The sequence below is a fragment of the Cruoricaptor ignavus genome (genome assembly GCF_014961145.1).
In the GTDB taxonomy this organism is placed as follows: domain Bacteria; phylum Bacteroidota; class Bacteroidia; order Flavobacteriales; family Weeksellaceae; genus Cruoricaptor; species Cruoricaptor ignavus.
This window is the reverse complement of sequence record NZ_CP063145.1, coordinates 918450-943970: the sequence shown is the minus strand read 5'-3', so window position 1 is coordinate 943970 and position 25521 is coordinate 918450. Positions and strand designations below refer to the sequence as shown.

The following is a 25521-nucleotide window of genomic DNA, read 5'->3' as shown; positions in this document are numbered from 1 at the left end:
TTTTTTTAAAAATGTTCTTGCAAATATAACGGCTATTATTATAGTGTTTATATTGCCAATTCTGCTGTTGCTCATCTTTGCTATAGCAGGCATATTCAGGGGGAGTTCGCCTTCGTTCGGGAAGAATTCCGTGCTAGTGATAGATGATAAGATGGTGCTAAACGACAGCCCGACCGACTATAATGAAACATTTTCCAGCCTGAATGCGGAAGACCAGCCCGTGTTGCTTTACGATATGCTTGAAGCGATCCGCCGCGCTAAGACGGATGACAGAATCAGCGGCATCAGCATTGAGGCGGACAACCTGAGCGCAGGCACTACCCAGATTGACGATGTACGGGCGGCGCTAGAAGATTTCAAAAAATCCGGAAAGTTCGTCTATGCCTACGGAAATAATGTCCAGCAGTCTGCCTACTACCTCGGGACTGCCGCGCAGCAGTATTTCCTGCACCCTGCCGGCAGCATTGAGCTCCGGGGGATGAGTACGGAAGTTCCCTACCTGAAGCAGATGCTCGATAAATTCGGTATCGGGATGGAAGTAATACGGCACGGCGATTACAAAGCTGCGGTAGAGCCATTCCTCCGAGACGATATGTCTGCAGAGAATCGCGAGCAGCTTTCCACATTGCTTAATGATGTCTGGAATAATTTAGCAGGAAAAATGGCGGCATCCCGAAAGCTGAGTGTGGCTGAATTTCAGAAATCGACGGACAGCCTGGACGGCTACATTCCTGAAACCGCGCTGAGCAAAAAATTGGTGGATAAGCTTATACAAAAATCTGAGTATGAAGATTTTATCAAAACAAGAATCGGTTTAAAAACCAAGGACAAACTTGGTAAGATTTCCTTCGCCAAGTATGCAGAAAGCACGAAGGCAGATGGAGGCGGGGATGCGGTGGCAATTTTGTATGCCTCCGGAGATATTGTTAATGGATACCGGTATCAGGGCATCAGCGCGAGGAAATATGTGAAGGAAATTCAGAAACTTGCCGAGAATGATAAAGTGAAGGCAGTGGTGTTCCGCGTAAATTCTCCAGGAGGGTCTGCCAACGCTTCCGATGAAATTTTGTTTGAACTAAAAAAACTCAAAGCGAAAAAACCATTAATTGTTTCTTTCGGTGATTATGCGGCCTCTGGCGGGTACTATATCTCCATGGCTGCCGACAAAATTTACACACAGCCCAATACGATCACTGGGTCTATCGGTGTTTTCGGAGTGATCCCCAATGTAAAACAGATTGCCAACAGAAACGGCATCCACGCAGAGAGTGTGAAAACCAATGCCAATGCGGACGGATTTTCGGTCATTAATGGCCTCTCGCCTGGCACACGCTCCGTGATTGAGAAAAGTGTGGAGCAAACCTACAGGCGATTTGCAGGGTTTGTGATGCAGAACAGGAAAAAAAGTTTTGAACAGGTAGATGCCCTGGGCGGAGGCAGGGTATGGAGCGGGATAAGAGCTAAAGAACTTGGCCTTGCCGATGAAACCGGGAGCCTTATGGATGCGGTAAATTTCGCAGCTGCTAAAGCTAACCTGAAAAAATACAAAGTGGAAAGCTATCCTAAACAGCTAAATTTCTTCGAACAATTAATGGATACGGAAGAGAGTAATAATAGCTTTGCAACGAAGCTGATAGAAAATAAAATAGGTAAAGAAAATTATAAAATTTTACAGCAATTGAGCGAGCCAGATAATAAATCCACGATCTTTATGGAATGCCCAATCAGGCTTAAATTCTAAAAAAAAACCGGCTTCTTTCGAGGCCGGTTTTTTTTATTTTTTTTAAAACTTATCTTCTTCTAGTAGCTGCACCTACAGCCCATAGTACAATAAGCGCTCCAACGATAGACAGAACTATCGAACCAATATTGTATTTGGAATAGTCGTTGGCACCACCGCCTCCAAATAACAAATCACCAATCCAGCCGCCCACCATAGATCCTACGATACCAAGAATAATGGTCATTGGCCAGCCCATAGCCTGGTTGCCCGGCATTATCATTTTAGCAAGAGCACCAATAATTGCTCCGAAAATGATCCACGAAAGAATTCCTCCAATCATAATAATAATTTTTTAATGTTATTTTAATGATAGCTAAAATTGTTCCGAAATGATAAAAATCAGACTAATTTTTAATTAATGTTATGCATTGTTTAGGTTTTTTCTCACCGAGAAGAACGAATCCACAAATTCCTCACCGTTGAAAAGTTGCAAATCCGTCATCTTTTCGCCCACACCAATATATTTCACTGGAATCTGAAACTGATCCGAAATGCCAATCACCACGCCGCCTTTCGCCGTGCCGTCCAGTTTCGTTACAGCCAGTGCATTCACTTCGGTTGCCGCAGTAAATTGCTTCGCCTGTTCGAAAGCATTTTGCCCGGTAGAGCCATCAAGAACCAGTAGGATTTCGTGCGGTGCATCCGGAATTACCTTCTGCATCACGCGCTTTATCTTGCTCAGCTCGTTCATCAGGTTTACTTTATTGTGAAGCCTTCCCGCAGTATCGATTATCGCTACATCAGCATCTTGCGCCACCGCACTCTGCACCGTGTCAAAGGCTACGGACGCAGGGTCTGAGCCCATATTCTGCTTCACAATAGGGACGCCCACTCTTTCAGACCAAATCGTGAGCTGATCCACCGCTGCAGCACGGAAGGTATCTGCCGCACCAAGGACCACCTTTTTCCCCTGAGAATTGAATTGGTAAGCCAGTTTGCCGATCGTCGTGGTTTTTCCCACACCGTTTACGCCCACCACCATTATCACATAAGGCTTCTTGTTTTCGTCGATATTCCCTGAACCAGAATGTGGGTTTTCCAGCAGCAGAGCCGAAATTTCCTCCCGCAGGATTCTGTCCAGCTCATCTGTGTTCACATATTTATCACGCGCCACGCGGTCTTCTATCCGCCTGATGATTTTTATTGTGGTTTCTGCACCCACATCCGATGCTATCAGGATTTCCTCCAGGTCGTCCAGCACTTCGTCATCCACCTTGCTTTTCCCGACTACTGCCTTAGTCATTTTCTCGAAAAAACCTTGGCTGCTTTTTTCTAAACCTTTGTCCAGGCTTTCCTTTTCTTCCTGCTTAAAAATTTTCTTAAACCAACTCATTGGCAATTGCTTGAAATACAAATATAAACAAAAAACTATCCAATAGTTGGATAGTTTCAAAACTCTGCTGCGAAACCGCAATTATTTCTTCAGGAACGCGTCCACATCGTCTGCGTTCATCACTTGTTCTTCAAAAACATAGGCTCCGGTTTTTGGTGATTTCACCATCTTCACCACCTTAGTCATTTTCTTAGATTGGCCGCTTTGCAGCGTTGCTACTACTTTCTTTGCCATTGTTGAAAATCTTTAGAGATTACTTAATTTCCTTGTGAACGGTATATTTCTTCAAAACTGGGTTGAATTTTTTCAGCTCCAGCCTTTCAGTCGTGTTCTTCTTATTTTTAGTGGTGATGTATCTGCTCATTCCAGGCATACCGCTTTCCTTATGCTCTGTGCATTCCAAAATCACCTGTACTCTGTTGCCTTTCTTAGCCATTACTTAGTTTTTTTGATGTATCCGTTTCTTCTTCCGCGCTCTACAGCTTCCTCGATACCAATTTTATTGATAACTCTCAATCCGTGTGCAGATACTTTCAGCGTGATGTTTTCATCTGTTTCCGGAAGGTAAAATTTCTTTTCCAATAGGTTGATTTCAAAACGGCGCTTCGTTTTGTTGTTCGCGTGAGATACATTGTGCCCCACCATCGCACGCTTTCCTGTTATTTGGCAAATTCTTGACATATCCCGATGTGCTTTTCCGTTGTAAATATTTGAGACGGCAAAATTACATACAATTTTTGGAATGGCAAAATTTTATGAGAAATTTCCCCAAAAAAATCCTTAGCCGTATCCCGTGAAAAAGCTGAAAGCAATGATGCATAGCACGATTAGAGAGATGGCCACATACAGGAAATCCCGCTCTTTGTAATACCCGATTAATGAGAATACCACCCGAAGAACCGGCGTGGAAATCAATATTAAAATGGACAGTAAAATAATGCCTTGCCCTTCAAAATTCAGCAGGGATTGCCAGAAATCTCGCCAGATATTTTCTGAACTTTGGCTGATTTCGTCGTAATTCTTCGGCATTTCAAAGCCTTCCAAGAATAATTTTACAATGCCAAAAACCGCCAGCACCACCGAAGAAACCACGCCAGTTCTCAGCAGGTTGCCCACGGTTTCACGCAGCTTCTGGTCGGTATTTTCCGTGTTAATTTCCATTATTTAAATCCGCCAAAAATCGCGTTGTACATCATATATAAAGACATTGAGCCTACCAGGACGGCGAAGATTATCTTCAGCGTTTTCGTTTTGCTCCGCATCAAAGTTTTCGAGCCGATGAAGCTTCCCACCACCACGCCTATTAAAACAGGCGCCGCAATTTCCGCCAGAATTTCGCCGCGCTGAAAATAAATCAGCGCGCTTGCAACAGCCGTTACGCCAATCATAAAATTGCTCGTAGTGGTGGAAACCTTGAAGGGCAACCGCATCAGGTTATCCATAGCAATCACTTTCAGCGAACCGGAACCTATGCCTAAAAGTCCCGACATTGCGCCCGCAAAAATCATCATCAGAAAACCGGGCACCGTGTTTCGCGCGCTGTACTCCCTCATCACACCATTGTCCGGAAATGTGCCGTAGAGTTTCAGCTTTTGCTCGATGCTTCCTGGAATTAATGTTTCCTGGTGATCCGGCTTTCCGAACAAATTTGAAATCACCGTGAAGAGCATCACCAGCGAAAATACGATGGCGATGGCATTGGCATTCAGCATCCCAGCAACTATCGCACCTATGATGGCGCCCAGCGTAGTCGCAATTTCCAGGAACATCCCGATTCTCATATTGCTGAAGCCCTCCTTCACATAGGAAATCGCTGAGCCTGAGGAAGTTCCGATGACGGAAATCAGCGAAGCGCCCACAGCATAGTGCATCGGCACGCCAAAGCCCAGCGTAAGCAGCGGGATGATCACAACGCCGCCGCCCAGCCCGGTAAGCGAGCCCAGGAGCCCTGCCGCTGCAGCCCCGAAAAGCAGGATGAGAATATCAAGCATAATTATCTTTCTTCATAATGACCAAGTGCAGAAACTACGAAAACGGTTACGATTTCTTCTTCCACCTTGTAAACGAGCCTATCCTTTTTATTAATTCTTCTTGACCAATATCCGGAATAATTGTGCTTGAGCTTTTCGGGTTTTCCTGTGCCTTCGTAGGGATGAAATGCTAATTCCACAATCATCTTTTCGATTTTCAACAAGCTGCTTTTATCACCAGATTTGCTTATTTTTCTAATGTCCTTCTGTGCTTCGGGCAGGATGATTACAGAATATTTTTCCATACATCATTTATATCTACTTTTATTCCCCTGCCATTCTTTATGTCATCCTCAGCTCTTTTCATTTTTTCAATGAATTCTTTGGAGTAGCCGTTCTTTTTCACAATTTCCACCCCATCCTGCTGAGCGTAAACTTCCAGAACATCCCTAAAAGCCTTGCCGTGCTTGGTGCGCCTGTCAATCTTTATCGTAATCGTTTCCATTTTTTCTGTAAAGTTAATTTAAATTTTCCGCTGCCGCTTGGCCTGCCATTTTTTAATCAAAGTGTAAAAAATCAGAAAGCCGAGAGCGAAAATACAAATCCTTGAAATAAGGTCGCCGCCTCTAGTATAAGGCGTGGTGCCGCCGTAAAGTTTCACCTTTGCGAAAAGCGCCGTTCTGTCGCCGTAAAGCGTATCGGCCTCTATTTCGCCCAAAGCATTGATGTGCGCCGAAATCCCGGAATTTGCCGACCTCGCAATTTCGCGTCGCGTTTCTATCGCCCGAAGTCTGGCGTAAGACAGCAGCTGCCGGTGCCCTTCCGAAACGCCCCACCAGCTATCGTTCGTCATTATCCCGATGAAATTCGCGCCTTTCCGAATATATTCCGTCACAAATTCGCCGTAAATGCTTTCGTAACAGATAACCGGCGCCATCTTCCCCTGATTGTAAGGGTTGGCGAAAACCGCCCTTTCCTCATCAATTCCCAGCGAAGCCACAGTGCCGCCGAAATCCAGCATCGCATTGCCAATCACCGGTTTTAGGAAGTTCATATACGGGAAAATTTCCACGCCGGGAACCAATTTCGCTTTGTGATAAACCACCGGACTTTCTCCGTTCGTTAACTGAACTGCTGAATTATAGCTTACCACGAAATCCCCGGAATCCAGTTCGTAAGCCTGGGAAGGCAGCGCTTCGCCAGCTTTGAAAAAACGATGTGTGGACATCCCGCTTGCAAATACGGAATTCGGATTGTTTTCGAGGAATTTTTGAATTTCTTGCAAAAGTAAACTTTGCGAAAATCCTGTCTCAGAAATCGAACCTCTGCCAGGAACTGCGGTTTCCGGAGCCAGGAAATAATCCACTTTTACATTGCCGTCAACCTTCGCCAAATCCAGCAATTCGTGCAAAATCTGAAGACTGTCCTTCTGGTATTTTTCCTCATAAGGATCGAGTTCCGGCTGAAGCATCAGCACAGAAACTTCGCCTATCGGTTTCTCGTTAAAATTGTTGTATTTGTAAATGGAAATGATTGTTGGTAACAAAATTCCGAGTGCTAAAATCGATAAATTTTTGATTAAGACCTTTCGCTTTCTGCCTGCCTGCCAAATTCGCAAAGTGTAGAACACCCATACATTTACGAGCAAAATCCAGAAGCTTCCGCCGGTTGAACCAACCGTATCGTACCATTGGATGAACTTCGGATACTCCGCAAATATATTGCCCAAATTCAACCAAGGCCAGGTGAATTCCCAGGAGAGATGCAGCTTTTCGAAAGCCATCCAGATTGCCACGAGGAAAGCCAGTCCCCAATAAGTGCCCTGCGTTTTTTTGTACCAGTGGTAGCATAGGAAAACCAGCGCGTAAAACAGCGAATTGAGAATTACGGGCAGCGCAACAGCCGGTATGGAATGGCTTCCGTCCGGATTTCTTGAGCCGTATAGCCAACCTGTTGTCACAAGATTCCATATGAAAAATGTAAGGTATGCCAAAATGAAGATTCGCCAGCCTTTTCGCTTTATTTTTGAAAATTTCGCAATGTCGTGCTCTGCCATCATCAGCGGAACGAGCGCCACGAAAATAAAAAACGGAATGCCGTAGGTTGGCCACGAAATCGCCAGCAATGCCGCGGAAATCAACGAGATTATGATATGTTTCACCGATGGGGAATTTAACACCAAAATTAAGGATTTGTTTTGCAAAAAAAAGCGGACTATTAAGTCCGCAGCGTTAATTTTATAATTGGAAATTACTTCTCGGTGATTTCAAAATCCCCTTTGATGCGCACATTGTCGCTAAGCACCGCTTCTGGGAATTTTCCGCCAATTCCAAAATCGGAGCGCTTCAGCGTGCCCAGCACCTGCAGGCCGTGCACTGTTTTACCGCTCATATTTTTGCTGCTGCCGCGGTATACCAGCACCAGCGTCACAGGCTTTGTAACCCCGTGCATCAGCAGGTTGCCCTTCATCTCGTAGTAATTTTTCTTTGTCGGTTTTATCGAGGTAGAGCTGAAGGCAATTTTCGGGTAAGTGGCAGCATCGAAGAAATCAGCATTTCTAAGGTGTTCATCGCGTTTTTCCACTTGTGTGTTAATGCTTGCGGTTTCTGCGTTGAAATTGATTTTCGCATTTTGCAGGGCGTTAATGTCGCCATCGATCATAACATTCGACTTATCGAAGTTGCCTGAAATGTCATTGATGCCCATGTGGATGATGCTGAAGCCGATTCTGGAGTGTGCCGCGTCGCTTTCGTAATGTTTCTGAGCGAATGCGTTCAGGCTGAACATCAGCACTGTGAGGATCGAGAGGATTTTTTTCATAATGATAAAATTTTGGGTTAAAGGTAATAAAAATAGATTAAATCTCCTTCGGCTCGCGTGCATTGGCTTCAGCGGCAGCACTACCCCAGGTGATGAGTTCCTTCGTGTAATCATCGTGCTCTATCTGGCATTCGATGAGCACCGGGCCGCCTTTATGAGTTTTCGCCTGTGCGATGGCGTTAGCAAGTTCTCCTGCTGTGGCTGCGGTGAGGCCAAGGCCATTACCATCGTTGCCGTTAAATGCCTTCATTAATGCGGCATAATCCCAGTTTTGGTAATAATTATAAGGCCCTTCGTGAATTGCCGATTCAATGACATAGCCATAGTTGTTCACTAGCACCATAATGATTTCCTGTTTCAATTCAATCATCTTGGAGATTTCCTGCGCGGTCAGCTGGAAGGAGCCATCGCCGATGAGAAGCACGGTGCGGCGGCCGGGCTCGGCGCCCAGCGCGTAACCGAGGCTCGCTGGCAAAGACCAGCCGATGGAGCCGTATTGCATTTCAATTTCAAATCCGGCGCCGCTAGGGAGTTTCATATACATCCCATTAAACCAGGAATCCCCTGTTTCCACAATCAGCGTGGTATTGGCATCGATGAGGTTGTGTTCAATTTGATTTACCATTTCAGCTCGGCTAAGCCGTTCATCTGCAGCCTGTGAATCATAATCAACCATTTTACCTTGTTGGCTTTCTCGATTGAACTGCTCGAGCGAAGTTTTGTTACTGTTCACATAATTAGCCAAGCCTTCCAATACTTTTGCTATCGGGACATTGGTAAAATCATCCTGTGGAAGCTGCACATCCCAAGCGCGTACATCAATCATTTTCTCCCTCTCTGGCAGTGCCATAGTCCACCCAACAGTTGAGTAATCGGTGAAGACTGCGCCAGCTGCTAAAATCATATCCGACCATTCCATAATCGCATCACAACCTGGGCTGCTGACTTTGCCTAGATATACCCCGATGAATTGGGGGTGATCTTCAGGGAAAAAGCTTTTGGCATTTGGCATTACAGCTACCGCGCAACCTAGCGCTTCGGCTAAATGGCGAAATGCGTCCACAGCTCCGAAAGATCGTAGATGAGGGCCTGCAAGCAGAACCGGTTTTTCGGCTTTGTTGAGTTGTTCCGCTATTGATTTTACTGCAGCATTAAGCGCCTCCTCGTTCACAGCCAAAGGTGTATTGCCGCCAACTGGCGCATCCAGTAGCAGCGGTTGCGGTACTGAACATTCAGCCGTGGAAAGATTGGCTGGGATTTCAATATAAGCAGGCTTTCGCTCCCGAATGGCGGTGCGGATGGCATTGTCAATTTGTCTCGGCGCGTTTTCCGCATGCAATATTCGTTCAGCCACACAAGTCACCCGCTTTATCATTTCAAATTGATAGCTAAAATCGTGAGTGGCGATGCTGTGGTGAACAAATCGGTTGGAAAAGATGTCGTTGCTGTTGGGCGCGGAGCAAACAAAAATCACCGGCAGCCGCTCTGCATAGGCACTCACGATACCATTCAATGCTGAAAATGCCCCAACATTAAAGGTGGTAATCATTGCGCCGGCGCCATTGGCACGGGCATAGCCTTCGGCGGCGTAGGCGGAATTCAGTTCGTTGCAGTTGCCCACATACTGCATATTTTTATTGCTGATAAGCTCGTCCAGCAAGGTTAAGTTATAATCTCCTGGAACTGTAAAATAATATTTCAGTCCGATCTCTTCCAGCCTGGAAGCCAGATATTTTCCGATGGTAGTCTTAGCCATAAGTAAGTTTTGTGTTTAATGCTATGCTTGAAATTAGGCGGTGTAAATTTAGATGATCTGATGTAATGACCAGCTTAAACTATTTTAAATTTAATAAATATTGACCTCCCTTTCTAATCTGATGCCAAACTGCTTTTCAACATCTTCAATAATTTGGCGAGAAAATTCAAAAATTTCTTTTCCAGTTGCTGCCCCGGTTTTGTTAACAATTACCAGTGCCTGCTTTTCGTGCGTGGCCACATTGCCGATTTGCCTGCCTTTCCAGCCGGCTTTTTCAATTAAAAACGCTGCAGGAACTTTTATATTTTCTCCATCTCCATAGGCCGGAATTTCCGGATGCTGCTGTTTGAGGATTTCGAAATTTTCCTGCGAAATTATTGGGTTTTTGAAAAAACTACCGGCATTGCCGATTTCGGAAGGATTAGGCAATTTGCTTTCACGAATCGTAATCACGATTTCTGCGATATCCTGAATTGTAGGGTGCTCAATTTTCCGCCTTTCAAGTTCGCTGTGCAGCGCTGCATAATCGGCGTGAATTTCGTGGTTTTTGGTTTTGAGTTTAAAAGTAACTTCCAGGATGATGTATTTGCCCTTGCCCTCGTTTTTGAAAAAAGAATCGCGATAACCGAATTGGCAACGCGCTTTGTCAAACTTCTCAATCTCCAAAGTTTCCAGGTTCAGGGCTTTGCAGGAATGGAAGACATCCTTGATTTCCACGCCGTAAGCTCCGATGTTCTGCATCGGCGAAGTGCCCACATTCCCTGGAATCAGCGCAAGATTTTCCAGCCCGCCGAAATTCTTCCCAACGCAGTGCATCACGAAATTGTGCCAGTTCTCGCTCGATTTTGCCGTCACCAAAATTTCCTCGTCATTTGTCATTTCTTCCGAAATTCCCAGCAGGTTGAGCTTCAGCACCAGGCCTTCAAAATCCTTGGTGAAAAGGATGTTGCTTCCGCCGCCAAGAATCATCATCAACAGGCTTCCGCCGGCATTTCTCTGTTTAAATTCCTGCAAAACCTCCAGCAGTTCGCCTTCGGAAGACGCTTCCGCAAAGTACTTCGCCGAAACATCCACACCAAAGGTATTGTGCGCCTTCAATGAAAAATTTTCCTGAATCATTCTCTGTCAGTGTTTGTGGCTTTTCGTTTTGCTCTCGCAGTAAAATTACTCCAATCCTCTACCCGAAAAGCTCTGATATCCCTTACCGAATTTACAAACCATTCCTTCTCATTTAACGCATCAATTGCATCAACAAGATTGGACATATCGTTGTTGTTGCTCAAGTACAAACTTCCCTGAACACCGAAAAATCCGTATTTATCCAGGATGGAACTAATTTCATAATAGGCATTATTGTATGGATCATTGTAGTATTTTTTCAATTCTGCAACAACCATATCAAAACTAATTGCGAACATTATTATAATGCTTTGAAGTATTTTTCCGCTCCAAAAAAAATCCGTCCCAAGTTGTCTTTTATCGCAATCTCCACACCGATAAAAGGATTGTTGCGTATGCGGATGATGATGCCTTCAATCCATTCATCAAGACCGGTGATTTTAGGCGAAGCCTGGGCTTTTTCTCCGATTTTCATTCTTGTTTAAATTAAATATTAAACTCCTCCCTATATTTCAAAAGGGCATCCTCCAAAATTTCTGCCGAGCGTTTCAGATCCTGCTCATTAAGGACATACGCCATGCGCACCTGCTTTTTCCCTAGCTCAGGGTTGCTGTAGAAGCCGCCCATAGGTGCCATCATCACCGTTTCGCCGTTGTTGGAGTAATGCTCCAGCATCCATTGGCAGAATTTGTCGGTGTCATCCACCGGCAGCTCTACGCCGCAGTAGAATGCGCCCTGCGGTTTCGGGCAAATCACGCCCGGGATTGCATTCAGCAAATCTACCAGCAGGTTTCGGCGCTTCGTGTATTCCTGCCGCACATTATTAATGTATTCAAAATCATCGCTGTGTGCCGCAGCTGCCGCGATCTGGCCGATGAGAACCGGGGAAAGCCTCGCCTGTGCGAATCTCATAGCCGCATCGTGCAGTTCCCTGGATCTTGTCACAAAGGTGCCGATCCTCACCCCGCACATTGAGTATCTCTTTGATTCTGAATCTATTACGATGCAGTGATCTTTCAATTCGGGGAAAGACAGCATAGAAACCTGCTCCTTACCGTCATAGACATACTCACGATATACCTCATCCGAGATGATGACGATGTTGTGCTTTAGAGCGATGCGCGCGAGCTGCCCCAGCTCTTCGCGGGAGTAGAGATAGCCGGTAGGGTTTCCCGGGTTGCAGATTAGGATGGCGCGTGTGTTGGAGGTAATTTTCTTCTCAAAATCAGAAATCGGCGGCAGGGAGAAACCAGTTTCAATGCTGCTTGGAACGGAAATTACCCTTGCATTGAAGGCCTGTGCGAAGCCGTTGTAGTTGGCATAGTAAGGCTCGGGGATGATGATTTCATCCTCAGGATCGCAAACCAGCGAAATGGCGAAATTCAGCGCTTCCGAGCCGCCGTTGGTCACAATGAAATTATCAGTCGTAAGGTCGGTAAAGCCCAGCCTGTGGTAATAGTTCATCAGAGCGGTGCGGTATTCTATATTGCCTTCGGAAAGTGCATAATCCAGCACTTTCATATCGATATTTTTTATAGCTTCAATCGCCGCGGGAATCGTGTCGATATCCGGCTGGCCGATGTTCAGGTGATAAACTTTAGTTCCGCGCTGCTTGGCGAGCAGGGCATAGGGCACTAATTTTCTTACTGGGGAGGCGGGCATTTCCTGCGCGCGTCGGGAAATTTTTGGCATGGCAGTAGTGTTTTACCGTTAAAAAATTTAGGGCTAATTTACAAAAAAGTCCCATTTTTACACTATGAAATTAAGAATGAAAAAATTACTCTGCCTCGTGCTTTTTTTAGTCTTGCTCCACAGCTGCGCCTCGGGAAAATTCCGCGGTTTAAAAAACGGAGATTTAATTTTTGTAACGGCAAATGCTGAAAACCTTTCCGGCGCGATAAGCCGCGTGACCGAAACCGGCGCGAAATTTTCCTACGACCATCTGGGCCTAATTGAGAAAAGCGGCAGGGAATACTTCGTGTACCACGCTGCGCCGAAAGGCGGCTCGCAAAGGCAGCCGCTGAAAGATTTTGTAGATGAGGCGGGAAAAGAGCGGCAGCAGCTTGTAATTTACCGCCTGAAACCGCAATACCAGCACGCGATACCGCAGGCTTTGGAAAATGCAAAGGCGATGCTTGGCAAGCCCTACAACTTCAGCTATGTTCTGAACGAGGAATCCTACTACTGCTCGGATTTTGTGGAAAGGGCATTCCGCGGAAACCGCATCTTCGAGCTTCAGCCGATGACCTTCATCAACCCAAAAACTGGAAAAACCGACGATTACTGGAAAAAATTCTACGACAGGCTGGGCATTCCCGTTCCAGAAGGGGAGCCGGGCTGCAACCCGAACGGTATGGCAAATTCTGAGAAAATATTTTTTGTGCGTGTGCTGGAGTTTTGATTAGCTTCAAAAAATTAATTTTCAATTAACAGCACTTCATTTCAAAAAATATTTATCTTTAGCGAAAATTATAAAGCTATGATTATTACTGTTTTAGGCGTGTTCCTCCTCCTCATTCTTCTATTGGCTTTCTACGGAATTGCTATTTACAATAAGCTGGTGAGGCTTCGAAATATGGTGCGCGAAGGCTTCAGCAGTATAGATGTGATGCTGAAGAAACGCCACGACCTGATTCCGAATCTTGTGGAAACAGTGAAGGGCTATGCCACGCACGAAAGAGCGACGCTGGACAGCGTGACGCAGGCAAGGGCCAAAGCGATGGGTGCCAATACGATGCAGGAAAAAGAGGCGGCTGAAACGGAGCTAAGCAATGCGATGATGCGCCTGAACGCAGTGGCAGAGCAATATCCGAATTTGAAGGCTGATGCTAATTTCCGCGAACTTCAGGGCGAGCTTTCTAATCTGGAGGGTGATATCGAGAAAGCGAGGAGATATTATAACGGTACGGTGCGCGATTACAACATCACGGTGGAATCTTTCCCGAGCAGCATTGTTGCAAATATGGGCAACTTCTCAAAAGAGCAGTTCTTCGAGCTGGAAAATACAGCGGAAAGAACAACGCCGAAAGTTCAGTTTTAAGTTTTCTTCAGATTTTCCCGTAATGAAGGCGGTGCTCAGATTTCTTTGCCTGATGCTGTGTTTTCAGGCGTTCGGTCAGGATTACAGCGGCCGTGACAGCGCTAAGTCACGCTATGGTGAGCGCATCCTACGCTACGAGGTGGATGTGGATATCGACCGAAACGGCCTGGCTACCATCACCGAAAAAATAAAGGTGAAATCGGAAGGCGATGCCATCGAGCACGGTATTTTCCGGACTTTTCCGCCGTTCAAGGAAGCCAAAGGTCAGCACCGTCCGCCAAATTTCAATCTGATTTCTGTAAAGAAAGATAGTGCCACAGAATCTTACCACACGGAGTTTGAGGACGGCAACAGGGTTGTTTACATCGGCAGCAAAAGCGTGTATCTTACCCGTGGAATTTACGAGTATGAGTTGAAATACACCATTACGAATCAGGTAGGTTTCTTCGATGATTTCGATGAATTTTACTGGAATGCCACCGGTGATAAATGGCAGTTTCCGATAGATTTTGCGAAAGCCACAGTGCATCTTCCGGAAGGTGTGGAAATTCTGCAAAACGCCTGCTATACAGGCAGATACGGCAGTAATGCGCAAAACTGTACCTCGAGGAAAATCGGTGAAAATTCAATTTCCTGGCAGGCTCTGAATCTTGGCTCCAGAGAAGGTTTAACCGTGGCTGCAGGCTTTACCAAAGGGCAGGTTCAGCCGCCGCCTCCACCTACATTTCTCGAGAAATACGGCGTGCCTATTCTGCTGCTGCTCACTTTGGGCGCGCTCTCGCTCTACTACATATTCACCTGGCTGAAATACGGCAAAGACCCGCAAAAACCAACGGTTTATCCGCAGTTCAATCCGCCCAATAATTTTTCGCCTGCTACAATGGGCTATCTTGATGACGGCAAACTGAGCAAGGATTTACTTTCTGCGGCCATCGTAAGCCTTGCCACGAAAGGTTTTATTAAAATTGAAGAAAGCGGGAAATCAGGATTTTTCAGCCGGAAAAGTTTTACATTAAAAAAAATAAAAAACGATGACGACAGCCTGCCTGCCGAAGAAACCCTGCTGATGAACAGGTTTTTCTCCAAGGGTGATACGCTGACAATCGACGGCAGCTACGATAGCAAAATCGAGAGCATCGTGAAGGATTTCCACTCAAGCCTGAAAACTCAGCATCAAAAATTCTTGGATGAGGGCAATAACCGGAATTTCCTGATTTTGCCCATCATCATCACCATTCTGGTTTACGGCATTGCGATGGCAATTCTTGGCACAATTTACGGTTTTGAAACAGTTCTCGGAAACTTTGGGGTGGTTTTCGTGCAGGTAATTTTCGTGGTGGTATTTTGGTCATTTTTCAAAAACAGAAAAGGAAGTTTTCTGGGAATTGTGACCATCCTGATTTTTGGATCGGTGGGTGCTGCCGGAACTCTGGTTTCGCTTTTCATGGATAAAAATATGCTGCCAGTCAATATTTTCTCAATACTTTCGATGATAATGATAGCCATTTACTCTTGGCTTATCAAGCGGCCTTCCGAGCAGAAACTGGAGGCACGCTCGCTCATCAGTGGTTTCAGGATGTATATGGGTGCGGCGGAAAATCAGCTTTTGCAGTTCCACAATCCGCCAAAAATGACGCCGGAAGTTTTCGAGAAGCTGTTGCCTTATGCAATGGTTTTGGGCGTGGATAAAATCTGGGGGCAAAAGTTCGAAAATATGCTGGTGCGCAGCGCCACGAATTACCAAAGCGACTGGTATGTCAGCCCGAATACCTTCAGCGCGAGCAGCTTTGGCAACACGCTGAATTCTTCGCTGGCCAACACGCTTAGCTCTGCTTCTACACAGCCTTCATCTTCTTCCTCAGGAAGCAGCGGCGGCGGATTTTCCGGCGGCGGTGGCGGTGGCGGCGGCGGCGGCGGCTGGTAGTGTAGCAACCATTTTGGTAACATTTTTGTATTTTTGCTGATGAGAATTATTGCCGTTCGAACTTTGAAGCGGTATTGTGAAAAATATCCTTTAGCAGAGCAGTCTTTGCTGGCGTGGTTTGCAGAAGCGGAAAAAGCGGAATGGAGAAACCCACAAGCCTTGAAATCTCAATTTGCAAATGCTTCAATTCTTGATGATAAAAGAGTGGTGTTCAATATTCACGGAAACAAGTTCAGATTAATCGTAGATATTGAATACAGAATCGGACTGATTTTCATCGTATGGTTTGGGCAGCACAAAGATTATGACAGAATTGACGCAAAAAACATCAATTATGATAAAGCCGATTAGAACCGAGAAAGAGTATGACGAAGCCCTGGAAAAGGCTTACCATCTTATACAGAAAAGGCCGCAGGAATCATCAGAAGAATTTGATGAACTTGAGGTTCTGTCAGTCTTAATCAAAAATTATGAGGACACGCATTTTTCCATTCCTAAGCCGCACCCTATCGAAGCGATAAAATTCAGGATGGAGCAAATGAATATGGCGGAATCTGACCTGAATAAAATTCTTGGAAACCGCTCAAGGAAATCCGAAATTTTTAGCGGAAAAAGAAGACTAAGCTTGGGAATGATACGCAAACTGAACAAAGAACTGAAGATTCCTGCAGAAACTTTGATTCAGGAATACTAAACCCGTTCAATCTTCGCGCCAATGGCTTTCAGCCTGCCATCGATATTTTCGTAGCCGCGGTCTATCTGCTCGATGTTGTAAATCGTGGAGGTGCCTTCCGCAGAAAGCGCCGCAATCAGCAGGGCGTTTCCAGCACGGATATCCGGCGAAGTCATCGTAGTGGCACGAAGCGGCGATTCGTGGTTGAGCCCTACTACCGTAGCTCTGTGTGGATCGCACAGAATAATCTGCGCACCCATATCGATCAGCTTATCCACGAAAAACAGGCGGCTTTCAAACATTTTTTGGTGAATTAAAACCGTGCCTTTCGCCTGCGTAGCCACTACCAAAACTATCGACAGTAAATCCGGTGTGAAGCCTGGCCACGGTGCATCAGCAATGCTGAGGATGGAGCCGTCGATAAATTTGTGAATCCTGTAATTTTCCTGACTTGGAATAAAAAGATCATCGCCCGACTTTTCCAGCTGGATGCCTAATTTTCTGAAGGTGGAAGGGATGATGCCCAGGTTTTCCCAGCTAACATCCTTAATCGTAAGTTCCGATTTCGTCATAGCTGCCAGCCCAATCCACGAGCCTATTTCCACCATATCAGGCAGCATTCTATGCTCTGTTCCGCCCAGTTCAGAAACGCCTTCGATCGTCAGAAGATTAGAACCGATGCCGGAAATTTTCGCGCCCATTCTGTTCAGCATTTTGCAAAGCTGCTGTAGATAAGGTTCGCAGGCTGCATTGTAAATTTGCGTGGTGCCCTTCGCCAAAACCGCTGCCATCAGGATGTTCGCAGTTCCTGTGACGGAAGCTTCTTCCAGCAAAATAAATTTACCGTGCAGCTCTTTGGCTTTTACGGAATAGATGTGAGATTTTTCATCAAAATAAAATTCCGCGCCCAAATCCGCAAAACCTTGAAAGTGCGTATCTAGCCGCCTCCTGCCGATTTTATCGCCACCTGGCGTTGGCATATACGCCTCGCCGAAACGCGCTAAAAGCGGACCGAGCAGCATTACCGAACCGCGAAGTTTCGCACCTTCCTTCCGGAATTCTTCAGATTTGATGTAATCCAGATTAATGTTTTTCGCACAGAAAGTGAAATCGCCCTTACCGTTTCTGCGCACTGCCACACCCAGATCGCTCAGTATGTCAATTAGCCGGTTCACATCGTGTATGTCCGGAATGTTCTGGATGCGTACATCTTCATCAGTCAGCAGAACTGCGCACAAAATCTGCAGCGCTTCGTTTTTCGCGCCCTGTGGTATTATTTCGCCCTGCAGCCTTTGGCCGCCCTTTATGCGGAACGCCGTGCTCATCCGTTGTTGCGGTTTTTATTTGGGTTGAAATTCCGCCGCCTATTCTGCGGATTATTTTGATTTTTCCTGTTGTTGCGGTTTTGGCTGTGGTAAATTTTGCTTTTATCCAAGGTCTCAATGCCGTCCAAATCCAGGCGGTTGCCAGAAAGGTCTTTCAGGTGCCGGAAAATCACCTCATCCGTTACATGCTCCTTGTTGTAGATGTTGTACGATTTCTTCATATTATTGGCAATCACCTGTATCAGCGCTTCCTTCTCTTCGCCGTTTTCTAGCGCAATCGCCTTGTCAATCAGCTGCCCGATGCTTTTGCCGTAGAATTTATACTCGCCTTCCAGCTTAGGATATTCCATTTTTTTCGGCTTTTCCAGCAGCTGTTCTTTCGAAGGTGCAGGGTAGGGGGCATCCACATCTAAATCATAATCTGCCAGGATGAAAAGGTGGTCCCAAAGCTTGTGGCGGTAGTTCTCCTCATCACGAAGTTGCGGGTTTCTCTGCCCGAGAAATTCCACAATGCCTTCCGCCATTTCGTTGCGCTCTTCCTTTGTGGGCAGCTGCTTCAGCCGTTCCACAAGTTCCTGAACGGTTCTGCCGTATTCCGGGAGGCGAAGCGCATTTCGCGAAGTATTATATTCCATACTTGCAAAGATAATAATTGAGAATTTTGCAAATTATTCTGGAATCCACACGCTCACATTTCCTGCGGGCACAGGGAAATTCGCCCAGCCATTTTCATCGATGGTAATTTTTTCCTGAAACCTTCCCAGCCTGTCGAAAAACTTTTGTCCGGCATACTGCGCACCCATTTCCATTGGCTTTGCATACTCCTCCTTATTGCTGAGTACCACTGCACAGCCTTTGTGGTAGCCGTCGCCTTCACGCACCCAACCAAGGCAGTTGGCATCCTCGAAATAATCCCTTTGCTCACCGTAGGCATTTTCCTTGCGGGCTTTTATCAGCTCCTCTATGCCGTCCACCTTGTTCAGAAATATCTCGTATTCACCGCCGTCGCTTCCTTGATCTTTGTAGCTGGCACCGAACAAATCCGGTTCAAAAATGCACGGATAGCCATCCTTCCGAAGTAGAATTAACGCGTAGGCTATCGGCTTGAACCAGTGTTCCACCGGTGCTTCCAATTGTTGTAGTGGCTGGGTATCGTGGTTATCCACCAAGGTTACGGCTAAGTCTGGCCTTGCCTGAACCAAAGTTTCATCGAATATTTTCCGCAAATCATAATCGCTGCCCTGGTTGGAAGCGATGTGGAAATTGTGCTGCAAAGATGAATCGAAAAGGCTCATACAGCCTTCTGTAGCATCGATGTATTTCAGGAGAAGCTCCACCAATCCTGGTGCCCAATATTCGCCCACTGCAAAGATGTCCTTGCCTGTGTTGGCGCGCAAAAGAGTGAGCCATTCTTTGTAGAAATCCGGTGAAATGTGCTTCACGGCATCCAGCCTCACGCCATCGAAATGGATTTGGGATTCGTACCATTCCGCCCATTTGTTCAGCTCTTCCCGAACGAAAGGGTTGCGGTGCTCAATGTCGTTGTACATCAGGAAATCGTAGTTGCCCAGCTCATCATCTATCACATCTTCCCAGCCTTCGCCATGATCGTGGATGATTCGGTAGATGCCGCCCTCCCTGCCTTCCGCATAATCTACTCCGGTAAAGCAGTTGAAATTCCACTGGAAATCAGAATACTTTTCGCCACGCGGAAAATTGAATTTCGTGTAAGATTCAATCTCGATAACCTGCGAAACATCCAGGTTGCGGTTGTGCTCGTCCACCTGTACCACGCGGAATTTTTCCTTTTCATCTCCTCCAGCCTTATGGTTCAGCACGATGTCGGCAATTACCGAGATGTTGTTTTTCTGCAAGGTTTTGCAGGCGTTCAGGTACTGCTCCTTCGTGCCGTACTTTGTGGGTATTGTTCCCTTCTGGTCAAATTCGCCCAAATCATAAAGGTCGTACGGATCGTAGCCCACGGAAAAACCGCCGCCAGCAGCCTTGTAAGCCGGCGGAAGCCAGGCCGCCGTAATTCCCAGTTTGGAAAGGGAGGGCGCCTTTCCTGCAATATCATCGTAAAAAGTGCTGTCACCAGGTGTGTACCAGTGGAATGCCTGCAGCATTGTTCCGTTCATAAACGCTTGTTTGATGTCGCCAAATTTAGTAAAATTTCCTTTGGTGGAATTTTTTAATTTTTAGGTAAATTTCCTTTCGGAATAAAATTTTTTGAAATAAAGTTGCACTTCTTTGGAAAAAAACTTTTAATTTTACCATTAAAACTAAAACTTAACGATTGTGAAAAAAAAATTTATTGGCTGCCGCAATGTTAGTATTCGGCGCGAAAGCTACCGCACAGGTTACGCTTTTTGAAGATAATGTGGAAGGCCACGAGGATTTCATCATTGCCAACATCGGCAAATATACGCTGATTGATAATGACAAGATGAACACCTATTACGGCGGCGTTGACGAGAATGCGGCTAACTGGCCGAATGTTGGCAAGCCGATGGTAGCGCAGGTTTTCAACCCGAATATTGCCGGCGTTGTGAATGGTCACGGGAACGAGCAATCCAATTTTGATCCGCATAGCGGCGATAAGTATTTCGCATTTTGGGGAGGCGTTCCGCAGCCTGCTGCCGGAGTTCTGAAGAATGATGATTGGTTGGTTCTTCCGAAAATCACGCTTGGCACTGGCAACAAGTTTTCTTTCTGGGTGAAGTCTCTGGCTTCGGATTTCGGTTTGGAAAAATACCGCGTCGCGATTATGGATGGCAGCGGCGCTGCGCCTACTACCTCCAAAGGTTTCGTGGCAATTGGCGGAACACGCCAGGCACCTACAACCTGGACGGAAGTAACGGTGGATATCCCTGCAACCTACGATGAGAAGCCGGTTTACCTTGCTATCAACTATATCTCTGCCGATGTTTATATGATGCTGGTAGATGATTTGAAAGTGACTACCCAGACGCTAGGAACTTCTGAAACCGGAAAGGCGAAGGCTGCGGTTTACCCAAATCCTTCCAAAGGTGTTTTCACAGTGAAGTCTGACAAGAAGGTGCTTTCCACGGAAGTTTATTCTGTTGACGGAAAACTTGTGAAAACCGCGGCAGAGAATGTGGACATCACGGCAAGCCCTAAAGGCGTTTACATCCTGAAAGTGAAATATGCCGACGGAACTACCGAATCAAAACAGGTGATTAAAAACTAATTTAATCTCACAACAAAAAAACTCTCGCCGATTGAAATTTCAGTCGGCGAGTTTTTTTAGCACTTTCTCAGCAGGCCTTTTACCAGCCTGATAACTTTTGGCATCGCTTTATCTGCCGCTGCAAGCACCTCTTCGTGCGATACGGCGAACGCAATTTCCGGCCCGCCCAAATCCGTAATTATCGAAATCCCGAAAACATCCATCCCCTGATGTTTCGCCACGATAACTTCCGGAACGGTGCTCATTCCCACCGCATCGCCGCCAATTGCCCGCACCATACCGTATTCCGCAGGCGTTTCAAAAGTAGGGCCTTGCAGCGCCACATACACACCTTCCTTCGCATCTATGCCTTCTTCTTCCGCCACTTGCTTCGCCAGCGCAATCATCCTCCGGCTATATGGCTCACTCATATCCACAAAGCGCGGCCCAAGCTCATCCAGGTTTTTTCCGCGCAAAGGATGCTCCGGCATCATATTGATATGGTCTTTGATAATCATAATATCCGCCACCTGGAAATCCGGATGAACGCCGCCAGAAGCATTGGAAACGATGAGATTTTTGATGCCCAGCAAATGAAAAACGCGGAACGGAAAAGTGATGGTCTGCATATCGTGCCCTTCGTAATAGTGGAACCTTCCGCTCATCATCAGCACCTTTTTCCCTTCCAGCCTTCCGTAGATTAATTTCCCGGAATGCCCTGCCACCGTAGTTTGCGGGAAGTTCGGTATGTCCCGGTATTTCAGGGTTTTAATGGCTTCTACCTCATTTTTCAGGGCGCCAAGCCCAGAGCCAAGAACGATGGCAAAATCTGGTGTTTCGCCGATTTCGTTCCGGATGAAGTCAGAAGTTTCTTTGATTTTTCCGAACATATTCCAAAATTATTTTTTTAAATTCAGGCTCGCGGTCAATGTTTACATTAATAGGCCAAAAATACACCAAATCCCTGATCTGGTCGTAGGTTTTCAGCCTTACATAGTCCTTTTCCGTGGTCAGGATCAGTTTGTAATCCCCGAGGCGTCGGTATTCTTCAAAAATTTTTTTTATGTCCTCCTCTGTGAAATCGTGGTGATCGCGGAATTTGAGGTGTTTTACCTTTTTTGCAAATTTTTCCAGATGCCGCAGGAGGGGTTTCGGGTTGGCGATGCCGGTAATCAGAAGGATGTCGTAGTAGGCTAAATTATTGTCTGGAAGGCTTTTGGTTTTAGAATAAATATTTTCATCATAATCGATTGACGAAAAAAAGATCTGCTGATGCGGCTGGGGGGCTATCTTTGAGATGAATTCCTGTTTCACTTCTTCCGTAAGCCCGGCGGGGCATTTGGAGACCATAATGATATCCGCCCGCTTCGCGCCGCGGCGGCTTTCGCGGAGATTTCCTGCCGGCAGAAGGTGGTCATTGAAATAAGGATCGCTGAAATCCGTCATCATAATGGTGAAGCCAGGCCGCAGGGCGCGGTGCTGCATTGCATCGTCCAGGATCAGCACATCCAAGTCCATATCCTCGATGATTTTTTTTGCGCCGGGCACCCGCTTTTCCGACACTCCGATCACGAAGCGGTTTTTAAAACGCTCGAATAGCTGCATTGCCTCATCGCCTACAGTTTTGTAAGTACTCTCGTAGTTGGTGATGCCATATCCTTTCGTGATTCTCCCATAGCCACGGGATAGCACGCCCGTGCGGCAGTATCCGGAGAGCAGCTCAGCCAGGTACATTACCATTGGGGACTTCCCGGAACCGCCCACCGTAATGTTCCCCACGCAGATGACCGGCGTGCCGAACCGTGTTGATTTCAGCACTCCGGCATCGTAAAGAAAATTCCTGATGCCCGTCGCCAGTCCGTAGAGAACGGCAAACGGGGCAAGGTACCACCGCTTCATATCCTGCAAAAATACGGCTTTCAGGCCAAGAAATGAAATAGATTTTCAATGATAAACGGCTTCCCTTTCAGAAAGCCGCCTTTGAATTTCCTTGCCAGAATATTTTTACGAAACCACCTTAATGCCCCTGGCCAAAACGCGGATTTCTTTCTTCGGCTTCGTGATTTTCGCAATTTCTTCCGCGCTTTTCTTCGCATCTTTCGCGTAGTGCCTCAGCTCATCCACGCTCGTTTCCTTGCGCTCCGCATCAGCGGTCATCAGCACCGTTTTCCCGATGATGGATTGTGGCAGGAAAAATGCATAATCCTTCATCTTCACAAAAACTGTTTCGCCGCCATCGTTTTCCAGCGTCAGCCAGCAGCCTTTCTTTTCGCAAATCGCCATCACTTTCGCTTTCAGCACAATGTTTTCCAGCTTGTTTTTTTCGCCCAGCTCCTTCGCAAGTTGCGCAGTATCATACACATTGAAAACTTCCGCATCCGAAACGCCGGCACCATATTGCTGCACGATTACCGCTTCGGGAATTTCGCTTTTCTGAGCGAATAGCAGGGCAGAAGTTGAAAAAGCCAAAGTGGCAAGAATTTTTTTCATTGCAAGATTTATCCAGCAAATTTAAACTTTTTTCTGATTTATTTGTTCGGAATTGAAATGTTCCCAATATTCTTAAATTTGCAAAAAAATCTGTGGCGCTCCATAATCATCACGATGCTTCCTGCACCTGTTCGCACGGGCATTCTCACGAAAATTCCCATGACCACGAACATTCCCATGACCGCGGCCATTCCCACGATTCGGATGGGCAGCCTTTGTGGAAGCTATTTCTGCCAAGCATTATTTCTTTTTTACTTTTAATGCTCGGCATTTTTCTCGATCAAAAGTGGATTGTAAATGATTGGTTTTCAGGATGGTATAGGTTGGCGCTATATATTTTGGCTTACATCCCCGTTGGTTTTCCGGTTCTGAAGGAAGCGGCGGCAGGCATTGCGAAAGGCGATATCTTCTCGGAATTTTTCCTGATGGGGATTGCCACCATTGGTGCTTTTGCAATCGGTGAATTTCCAGAAGCTGTGGCAGTGATGCTGTTCTACTCCGTCGGCGAAAATTTTCAGGCGATGGCTGTGAACAGGGCGAGAAAAAACATCAAATCCCTGCTTGATCAAAGGCCGGACGAAGTGACGGTTATTGAAAATCATCAGCCAAAAATCTTGAAGGCCACCGAAGCGAAAATCGGCGAAATCATCCAGTTAAAACCCGGCGAAAAATTAGCTTTGGATGGCGTATTGCGCTCAGAATCAGCGAGTTTTAATACGGCAGCTTTAACGGGGGAAAGTCTGCCCGACACCAAATCTCAGGGTGATGCAGTTTTTGCCGGGATGATCAACCTTAACAATTTGGCACTTGTCGAAATTTCCGCGGCTTATGAAGATTCCAAGCTGTCGAGAATTTTACAACTCGTTCAGGAAGCCTCTTCACAAAAGGCACCCACCGAATTATTCATCTCCAAATTTGCAAAAATCTACACACCTATCGTCGTTTTTTTGGCAGTAGCCATCTGCCTTTTGCCGTACTTTTTCGCCAGCGATTATGTGTTCAAAGATTGGCTTTACAGGGCGCTTGTTTTCCTTGTAATATCGTGTCCGTGCGCTTTGGTCATTTCCATTCCGCTCGGTTATTTCGGCGGAATTGGTGCGGGAAGCCGTAACGGAATTTTGTTCAAAGGCGGCAATTTTCTCGACATTTTGGCAAAGGTGAGAAATGTAGTGGTGGATAAAACCGGCACGATGACGAAGGGCGTTTTTCAGGTGCAAGAGGTGAAAATTGCCCATGGTTTTGATGAGCGGGAAATTCTGCAGATGCTGTGCGCAGCGGAAAGCAAGACTACACACCCCATTGCTACCGCAGTTCAACAATTTGTGGGCGAAATTAATCCAGAGATTAAGGTGGAAAATTTGGAAGAAATTCCTGGGCACGGCATTTCTGCGATGATAAATGGTGCGCAGTTTCTCGCCGGAAATTTCAGACTTTTGGAGAAATTTAATATTGATTTTAATGCTGAAAATTCTTCCGCCGCACAAACCGTGATTGCTATGGCTTATGTCGGAAAATTCGCCGGAATTATCGCGATTTCGGACGAGATAAAACCCGATGCCAAAGCTGCAGTTGCCGAGCTGCAAAGGCTTGGCGTAAAAACCACGATGCTGAGCGGCGATAAAGTTTCCGTGGTGGAAGAAGTAGCGAAAACCATCGGCATTGCGGATTTCTACGGCGAACTTTTGCCGGAAGACAAGGTGGAAAAGGTTCGCGAAATACGGGCGCAAAATGGCAGCGCGGCTTTTGTGGGCGATGGCGTGAACGATGCACCGGTAATTGCGCTGAGCGATGTGGGCATTGCGATGGGTGGCCTTGGAAGCGATGCCACGATTGAAACCGCCGATGTCGTAATTCAGGATGATAAACCGCTGAAAATTCCATTGGCCATCAAAATTGGGCGGCAAACGAAGCGCATCGTTTGGCAGAATATTTCGCTGGCCTTCGGCGTAAAATTGGTGGTTCTAATTCTCGGCAGTTTTGGTTTGGCAACCATGTGGGAAGCGGTTTTCGCCGATGTAGGCGTAGCGCTTTTAGCGATCTTAAATGCGATGAGGATTATGTATAGGTGAGGCTTAATCGATAAGTGATAGTTGATTGC

The 25521-nt window shown here is 46.3% G+C and carries 30 protein-coding genes; 8 read left to right on the top strand and 22 right to left on the bottom strand.

Features of this window, described 5'->3' with window-relative positions; translation table 11 throughout:
• Nucleotides 1–67: 67 nt before the first annotated feature.
• A complete protein-coding gene (gene sppA / locus IMZ16_RS04500) occupies nt 68–1741 on the top strand; it encodes a signal peptide peptidase SppA (protein WP_317173239.1) in 1674 nt (557 codons plus the stop codon).
• Between the two features lie 49 nt (nt 1742–1790).
• Here the strand turns inward: sppA and IMZ16_RS04495 are convergent, their stop codons facing one another.
• From IMZ16_RS04495 to IMZ16_RS04420, 16 genes are all read right to left on the bottom strand, one after another.
• On the bottom strand, nt 1791–2063 hold the full coding sequence (locus IMZ16_RS04495; RefSeq protein ID WP_073177386.1) for a GlsB/YeaQ/YmgE family stress response membrane protein: 273 nt from the start codon (nt 2061–2063) through the stop codon (nt 1791–1793).
• Between the two features lie 81 nt (nt 2064–2144).
• Nucleotides 2145–3116, bottom strand: a complete 972-nt coding sequence (gene ftsY, locus IMZ16_RS04490) for a signal recognition particle-docking protein FtsY (RefSeq protein WP_073177384.1) — start codon at nt 3114–3116, stop codon at nt 2145–2147.
• A gap of 81 nt (nt 3117–3197) precedes the next feature.
• Nucleotides 3198–3350 carry a DUF4295 domain-containing protein gene (locus IMZ16_RS04485; RefSeq protein ID WP_073177382.1) on the bottom strand — a complete coding sequence of 51 codons (153 nt, stop codon included), beginning with the start codon at nt 3348–3350 and terminating at the stop codon, nt 3198–3200.
• A gap of 19 nt (nt 3351–3369) precedes the next feature.
• Nucleotides 3370–3552 carry a 50S ribosomal protein L33 gene (gene rpmG, locus IMZ16_RS04480; protein ID WP_073177380.1) on the bottom strand — a complete coding sequence of 61 codons (183 nt, stop codon included), beginning with the start codon at nt 3550–3552 and terminating at the stop codon, nt 3370–3372.
• Nucleotides 3552–3797: a 50S ribosomal protein L28 gene (gene rpmB / locus IMZ16_RS04475; RefSeq protein WP_073177378.1), complete on the bottom strand. Its 246-nt coding sequence runs from the start codon at nt 3795–3797 to the stop codon at nt 3552–3554. The genes rpmG and rpmB overlap by 1 nt, the downstream gene beginning before the upstream one ends.
• A gap of 99 nt (nt 3798–3896) precedes the next feature.
• Nucleotides 3897–4277, bottom strand: coding sequence for a DUF1634 domain-containing protein (locus IMZ16_RS04470; protein ID WP_193440665.1), 381 nt, complete (start codon nt 4275–4277; stop codon nt 3897–3899).
• Nucleotides 4277–5107 (bottom strand): sulfite exporter TauE/SafE family protein, encoded by an 831-nt coding sequence (locus IMZ16_RS04465; RefSeq protein ID WP_193440664.1) that lies wholly within the window; start codon nt 5105–5107, stop codon nt 4277–4279. The genes IMZ16_RS04470 and IMZ16_RS04465 overlap by 1 nt, the downstream gene beginning before the upstream one ends.
• A gap of 2 nt (nt 5108–5109) precedes the next feature.
• Nucleotides 5110–5391 (bottom strand): Txe/YoeB family addiction module toxin, encoded by a 282-nt coding sequence (locus IMZ16_RS04460; protein ID WP_073177374.1) that lies wholly within the window; start codon nt 5389–5391, stop codon nt 5110–5112.
• Complete coding sequence (locus tag IMZ16_RS04455) at nt 5373–5591, bottom strand: DUF2683 family protein (protein WP_073177372.1); 219 nt, start codon at nt 5589–5591, stop codon at nt 5373–5375. The genes IMZ16_RS04460 and IMZ16_RS04455 overlap by 19 nt, the downstream gene beginning before the upstream one ends.
• Before the next feature lie 18 nt (nt 5592–5609).
• A complete protein-coding gene (gene lnt / locus IMZ16_RS04450) occupies nt 5610–7247 on the bottom strand; it encodes an apolipoprotein N-acyltransferase (RefSeq protein ID WP_193440663.1) in 1638 nt (545 codons plus the stop codon).
• A gap of 89 nt (nt 7248–7336) precedes the next feature.
• Nucleotides 7337–7906 carry a YceI family protein gene (locus IMZ16_RS04445; protein WP_193440662.1) on the bottom strand — a complete coding sequence of 190 codons (570 nt, stop codon included), beginning with the start codon at nt 7904–7906 and terminating at the stop codon, nt 7337–7339.
• Between the two features lie 37 nt (nt 7907–7943).
• On the bottom strand, nt 7944–9662 hold the full coding sequence (locus IMZ16_RS04440; RefSeq protein ID WP_193440661.1) for an alpha-keto acid decarboxylase family protein: 1719 nt from the start codon (nt 9660–9662) through the stop codon (nt 7944–7946).
• Between the two features lie 90 nt (nt 9663–9752).
• Nucleotides 9753–10781: a UDP-N-acetylmuramate dehydrogenase gene (gene murB / locus IMZ16_RS04435; RefSeq protein ID WP_193440660.1), complete on the bottom strand. Its 1029-nt coding sequence runs from the start codon at nt 10779–10781 to the stop codon at nt 9753–9755.
• Entirely contained in the window at nt 10778–11059 is a 282-nt protein-coding gene (locus IMZ16_RS04430) for a virulence protein (RefSeq protein ID WP_455423663.1), read from the bottom strand. Before IMZ16_RS04430 ends, murB begins: the two co-directional genes overlap by 4 nt.
• A gap of 23 nt (nt 11060–11082) precedes the next feature.
• Complete coding sequence (locus IMZ16_RS04425) at nt 11083–11256, bottom strand: hypothetical protein (RefSeq protein WP_193440659.1); 174 nt, start codon at nt 11254–11256, stop codon at nt 11083–11085.
• Nucleotides 11257–11267: 11 nt separating this feature from the next.
• The gene (locus IMZ16_RS04420) at nt 11268–12473 is read right to left on the bottom strand and encodes a pyridoxal phosphate-dependent aminotransferase (protein WP_193440658.1); all 1206 of its coding nucleotides are present in this window, start codon (nt 12471–12473) and stop codon (nt 11268–11270) included.
• 76 nt (nt 12474–12549) lie between these two features.
• Here IMZ16_RS04420 and IMZ16_RS04415 point away from each other — a divergent pair, with 76 nt between their 5' ends.
• From IMZ16_RS04415 to IMZ16_RS04395, 5 genes are all read left to right on the top strand, one after another.
• A complete protein-coding gene (locus tag IMZ16_RS04415) occupies nt 12550–13182 on the top strand; it encodes a YiiX/YebB-like N1pC/P60 family cysteine hydrolase (RefSeq protein WP_193440657.1) in 633 nt (210 codons plus the stop codon).
• A gap of 78 nt (nt 13183–13260) precedes the next feature.
• Nucleotides 13261–13821: a LemA family protein gene (locus IMZ16_RS04410; RefSeq protein WP_193440656.1), complete on the top strand. Its 561-nt coding sequence runs from the start codon at nt 13261–13263 to the stop codon at nt 13819–13821.
• Nucleotides 13822–13873: 52 nt separating this feature from the next.
• A complete protein-coding gene (locus IMZ16_RS04405; RefSeq protein WP_193440655.1) occupies nt 13874–15745 on the top strand; it encodes a DUF2207 domain-containing protein in 1872 nt (623 codons plus the stop codon).
• A gap of 39 nt (nt 15746–15784) precedes the next feature.
• On the top strand, nt 15785–16096 hold the full coding sequence (locus tag IMZ16_RS04400; protein WP_193440654.1) for a type II toxin-antitoxin system HigB family toxin: 312 nt from the start codon (nt 15785–15787) through the stop codon (nt 16094–16096).
• A complete protein-coding gene (locus IMZ16_RS04395; RefSeq protein WP_394368279.1) occupies nt 16050–16439 on the top strand; it encodes a helix-turn-helix domain-containing protein in 390 nt (129 codons plus the stop codon). Before IMZ16_RS04400 ends, IMZ16_RS04395 begins: the two co-directional genes overlap by 47 nt.
• On the opposite strand, the gene murA is transcribed toward IMZ16_RS04395, so the two are convergent.
• From murA to IMZ16_RS04380, 3 genes are read right to left on the bottom strand one after another with little or no spacing between them, the layout of a single operon-like run.
• Nucleotides 16436–17743 (bottom strand): UDP-N-acetylglucosamine 1-carboxyvinyltransferase, encoded by a 1308-nt coding sequence (gene murA / locus IMZ16_RS04390; protein ID WP_193440653.1) that lies wholly within the window; start codon nt 17741–17743, stop codon nt 16436–16438. The two genes, IMZ16_RS04395 and murA, sit on opposite strands and share 4 nt — an antisense overlap.
• Nucleotides 17740–18378 (bottom strand): DUF4290 domain-containing protein, encoded by a 639-nt coding sequence (locus IMZ16_RS04385; protein WP_193440652.1) that lies wholly within the window; start codon nt 18376–18378, stop codon nt 17740–17742. The genes murA and IMZ16_RS04385 overlap by 4 nt, the downstream gene beginning before the upstream one ends.
• A gap of 33 nt (nt 18379–18411) precedes the next feature.
• Nucleotides 18412–19869, bottom strand: a complete 1458-nt coding sequence (locus tag IMZ16_RS04380) for an alpha-amylase (protein ID WP_227411565.1) — start codon at nt 19867–19869, stop codon at nt 18412–18414.
• Nucleotides 19870–20069: 200 nt separating this feature from the next.
• Here IMZ16_RS04380 and IMZ16_RS04375 point away from each other — a divergent pair, with 200 nt between their 5' ends.
• Entirely contained in the window at nt 20070–20954 is an 885-nt protein-coding gene (locus IMZ16_RS04375; protein ID WP_193440650.1) for a T9SS-dependent choice-of-anchor J family protein, read from the top strand.
• A 56-nt stretch (nt 20955–21010) separates the two neighbouring features.
• Here IMZ16_RS04375 and IMZ16_RS04370 read toward each other — a convergent pair whose 3' ends face one another.
• The 3 genes from IMZ16_RS04370 to IMZ16_RS04360 all read right to left on the bottom strand — a co-directional run bounded on the left by IMZ16_RS04370 (nt 21011) and on the right by IMZ16_RS04360 (nt 23423).
• Complete coding sequence (locus IMZ16_RS04370; protein WP_193440649.1) at nt 21011–21823, bottom strand: purine-nucleoside phosphorylase; 813 nt, start codon at nt 21821–21823, stop codon at nt 21011–21013.
• Nucleotides 21795–22832 carry a tetraacyldisaccharide 4'-kinase gene (gene lpxK / locus IMZ16_RS04365; protein ID WP_073177338.1) on the bottom strand — a complete coding sequence of 346 codons (1038 nt, stop codon included), beginning with the start codon at nt 22830–22832 and terminating at the stop codon, nt 21795–21797. Before lpxK ends, IMZ16_RS04370 begins: the two co-directional genes overlap by 29 nt.
• Before the next feature lie 105 nt (nt 22833–22937).
• The gene (locus IMZ16_RS04360; RefSeq protein WP_193440648.1) at nt 22938–23423 is read right to left on the bottom strand and encodes a DUF4920 domain-containing protein; all 486 of its coding nucleotides are present in this window, start codon (nt 23421–23423) and stop codon (nt 22938–22940) included.
• Between the two features lie 92 nt (nt 23424–23515).
• On the opposite strand from IMZ16_RS04360, the gene IMZ16_RS04355 reads away from it, so the two are divergent.
• A complete protein-coding gene (locus tag IMZ16_RS04355) occupies nt 23516–25492 on the top strand; it encodes a heavy metal translocating P-type ATPase (protein WP_193440647.1) in 1977 nt (658 codons plus the stop codon).
• Nucleotides 25493–25521: the final 29 nt, after the last annotated feature.

Coding starts and splice junctions, on each gene's coding strand:
- IMZ16_RS04485 (WP_073177382.1), bottom strand. CDS start 3,350: ATGGCAAAGAAAGTAGTAGCAACGCTGCAAAGCGGCCAATCTAAGAAA.
- IMZ16_RS04445 (WP_193440662.1), bottom strand. CDS start 7,906: ATGAAAAAAATCCTCTCGATCCTCACAGTGCTGATGTTCAGCCTGAAC.
- IMZ16_RS04360 (WP_193440648.1), bottom strand. CDS start 23,423: ATGAAAAAAATTCTTGCCACTTTGGCTTTTTCAACTTCTGCCCTGCTA.
- rpmG (WP_073177380.1), bottom strand. CDS start 3,552: ATGGCTAAGAAAGGCAACAGAGTACAGGTGATTTTGGAATGCACAGAG.
- murB (WP_193440660.1), bottom strand. CDS start 10,781: ATGATTCAGGAAAATTTTTCATTGAAGGCGCACAATACCTTTGGTGTG.
- IMZ16_RS04425 (WP_193440659.1), bottom strand. CDS start 11,256: ATGAAAATCGGAGAAAAAGCCCAGGCTTCGCCTAAAATCACCGGTCTT.
- rpmB (WP_073177378.1), bottom strand. CDS start 3,797: ATGTCAAGAATTTGCCAAATAACAGGAAAGCGTGCGATGGTGGGGCAC.
- murA (WP_193440653.1), bottom strand. CDS start 17,743: ATGAGCACGGCGTTCCGCATAAAGGGCGGCCAAAGGCTGCAGGGCGAA.
- IMZ16_RS04370 (WP_193440649.1), bottom strand. CDS start 21,823: ATGTTCGGAAAAATCAAAGAAACTTCTGACTTCATCCGGAACGAAATC.
- IMZ16_RS04465 (WP_193440664.1), bottom strand. CDS start 5,107: ATGCTTGATATTCTCATCCTGCTTTTCGGGGCTGCAGCGGCAGGGCTC.
- IMZ16_RS04395 (WP_394368279.1), top strand. CDS start 16,050: ATGACAGAATTGACGCAAAAAACATCAATTATGATAAAGCCGATTAGA.
- IMZ16_RS04385 (WP_193440652.1), bottom strand. CDS start 18,378: ATGGAATATAATACTTCGCGAAATGCGCTTCGCCTCCCGGAATACGGC.
- IMZ16_RS04470 (WP_193440665.1), bottom strand. CDS start 4,277: ATGGAAATTAACACGGAAAATACCGACCAGAAGCTGCGTGAAACCGTG.
- IMZ16_RS04430 (WP_455423663.1), bottom strand. CDS start 11,059: ATGGTTGTTGCAGAATTGAAAAAATACTACAATGATCCATACAATAAT.
- IMZ16_RS04380 (WP_227411565.1), bottom strand. CDS start 19,869: ATGCTGCAGGCATTCCACTGGTACACACCTGGTGACAGCACTTTTTAC.
- ftsY (WP_073177384.1), bottom strand. CDS start 3,116: ATGAGTTGGTTTAAGAAAATTTTTAAGCAGGAAGAAAAGGAAAGCCTG.
- IMZ16_RS04495 (WP_073177386.1), bottom strand. CDS start 2,063: ATGATTGGAGGAATTCTTTCGTGGATCATTTTCGGAGCAATTATTGGT.
- IMZ16_RS04455 (WP_073177372.1), bottom strand. CDS start 5,591: ATGGAAACGATTACGATAAAGATTGACAGGCGCACCAAGCACGGCAAG.
- IMZ16_RS04375 (WP_193440650.1), top strand. CDS start 20,070: ATGTTAGTATTCGGCGCGAAAGCTACCGCACAGGTTACGCTTTTTGAA.
- IMZ16_RS04410 (WP_193440656.1), top strand. CDS start 13,261: ATGATTATTACTGTTTTAGGCGTGTTCCTCCTCCTCATTCTTCTATTG.
- IMZ16_RS04460 (WP_073177374.1), bottom strand. CDS start 5,391: ATGGAAAAATATTCTGTAATCATCCTGCCCGAAGCACAGAAGGACATT.
- IMZ16_RS04405 (WP_193440655.1), top strand. CDS start 13,874: ATGCTGTGTTTTCAGGCGTTCGGTCAGGATTACAGCGGCCGTGACAGC.
- IMZ16_RS04440 (WP_193440661.1), bottom strand. CDS start 9,662: ATGGCTAAGACTACCATCGGAAAATATCTGGCTTCCAGGCTGGAAGAG.
- IMZ16_RS04420 (WP_193440658.1), bottom strand. CDS start 12,473: ATGCCAAAAATTTCCCGACGCGCGCAGGAAATGCCCGCCTCCCCAGTA.
- lpxK (WP_073177338.1), bottom strand. CDS start 22,832: ATGAAGCGGTGGTACCTTGCCCCGTTTGCCGTTCTCTACGGACTGGCG.
- IMZ16_RS04400 (WP_193440654.1), top strand. CDS start 15,785: ATGAGAATTATTGCCGTTCGAACTTTGAAGCGGTATTGTGAAAAATAT.
- IMZ16_RS04415 (WP_193440657.1), top strand. CDS start 12,550: ATGAAAAAATTACTCTGCCTCGTGCTTTTTTTAGTCTTGCTCCACAGC.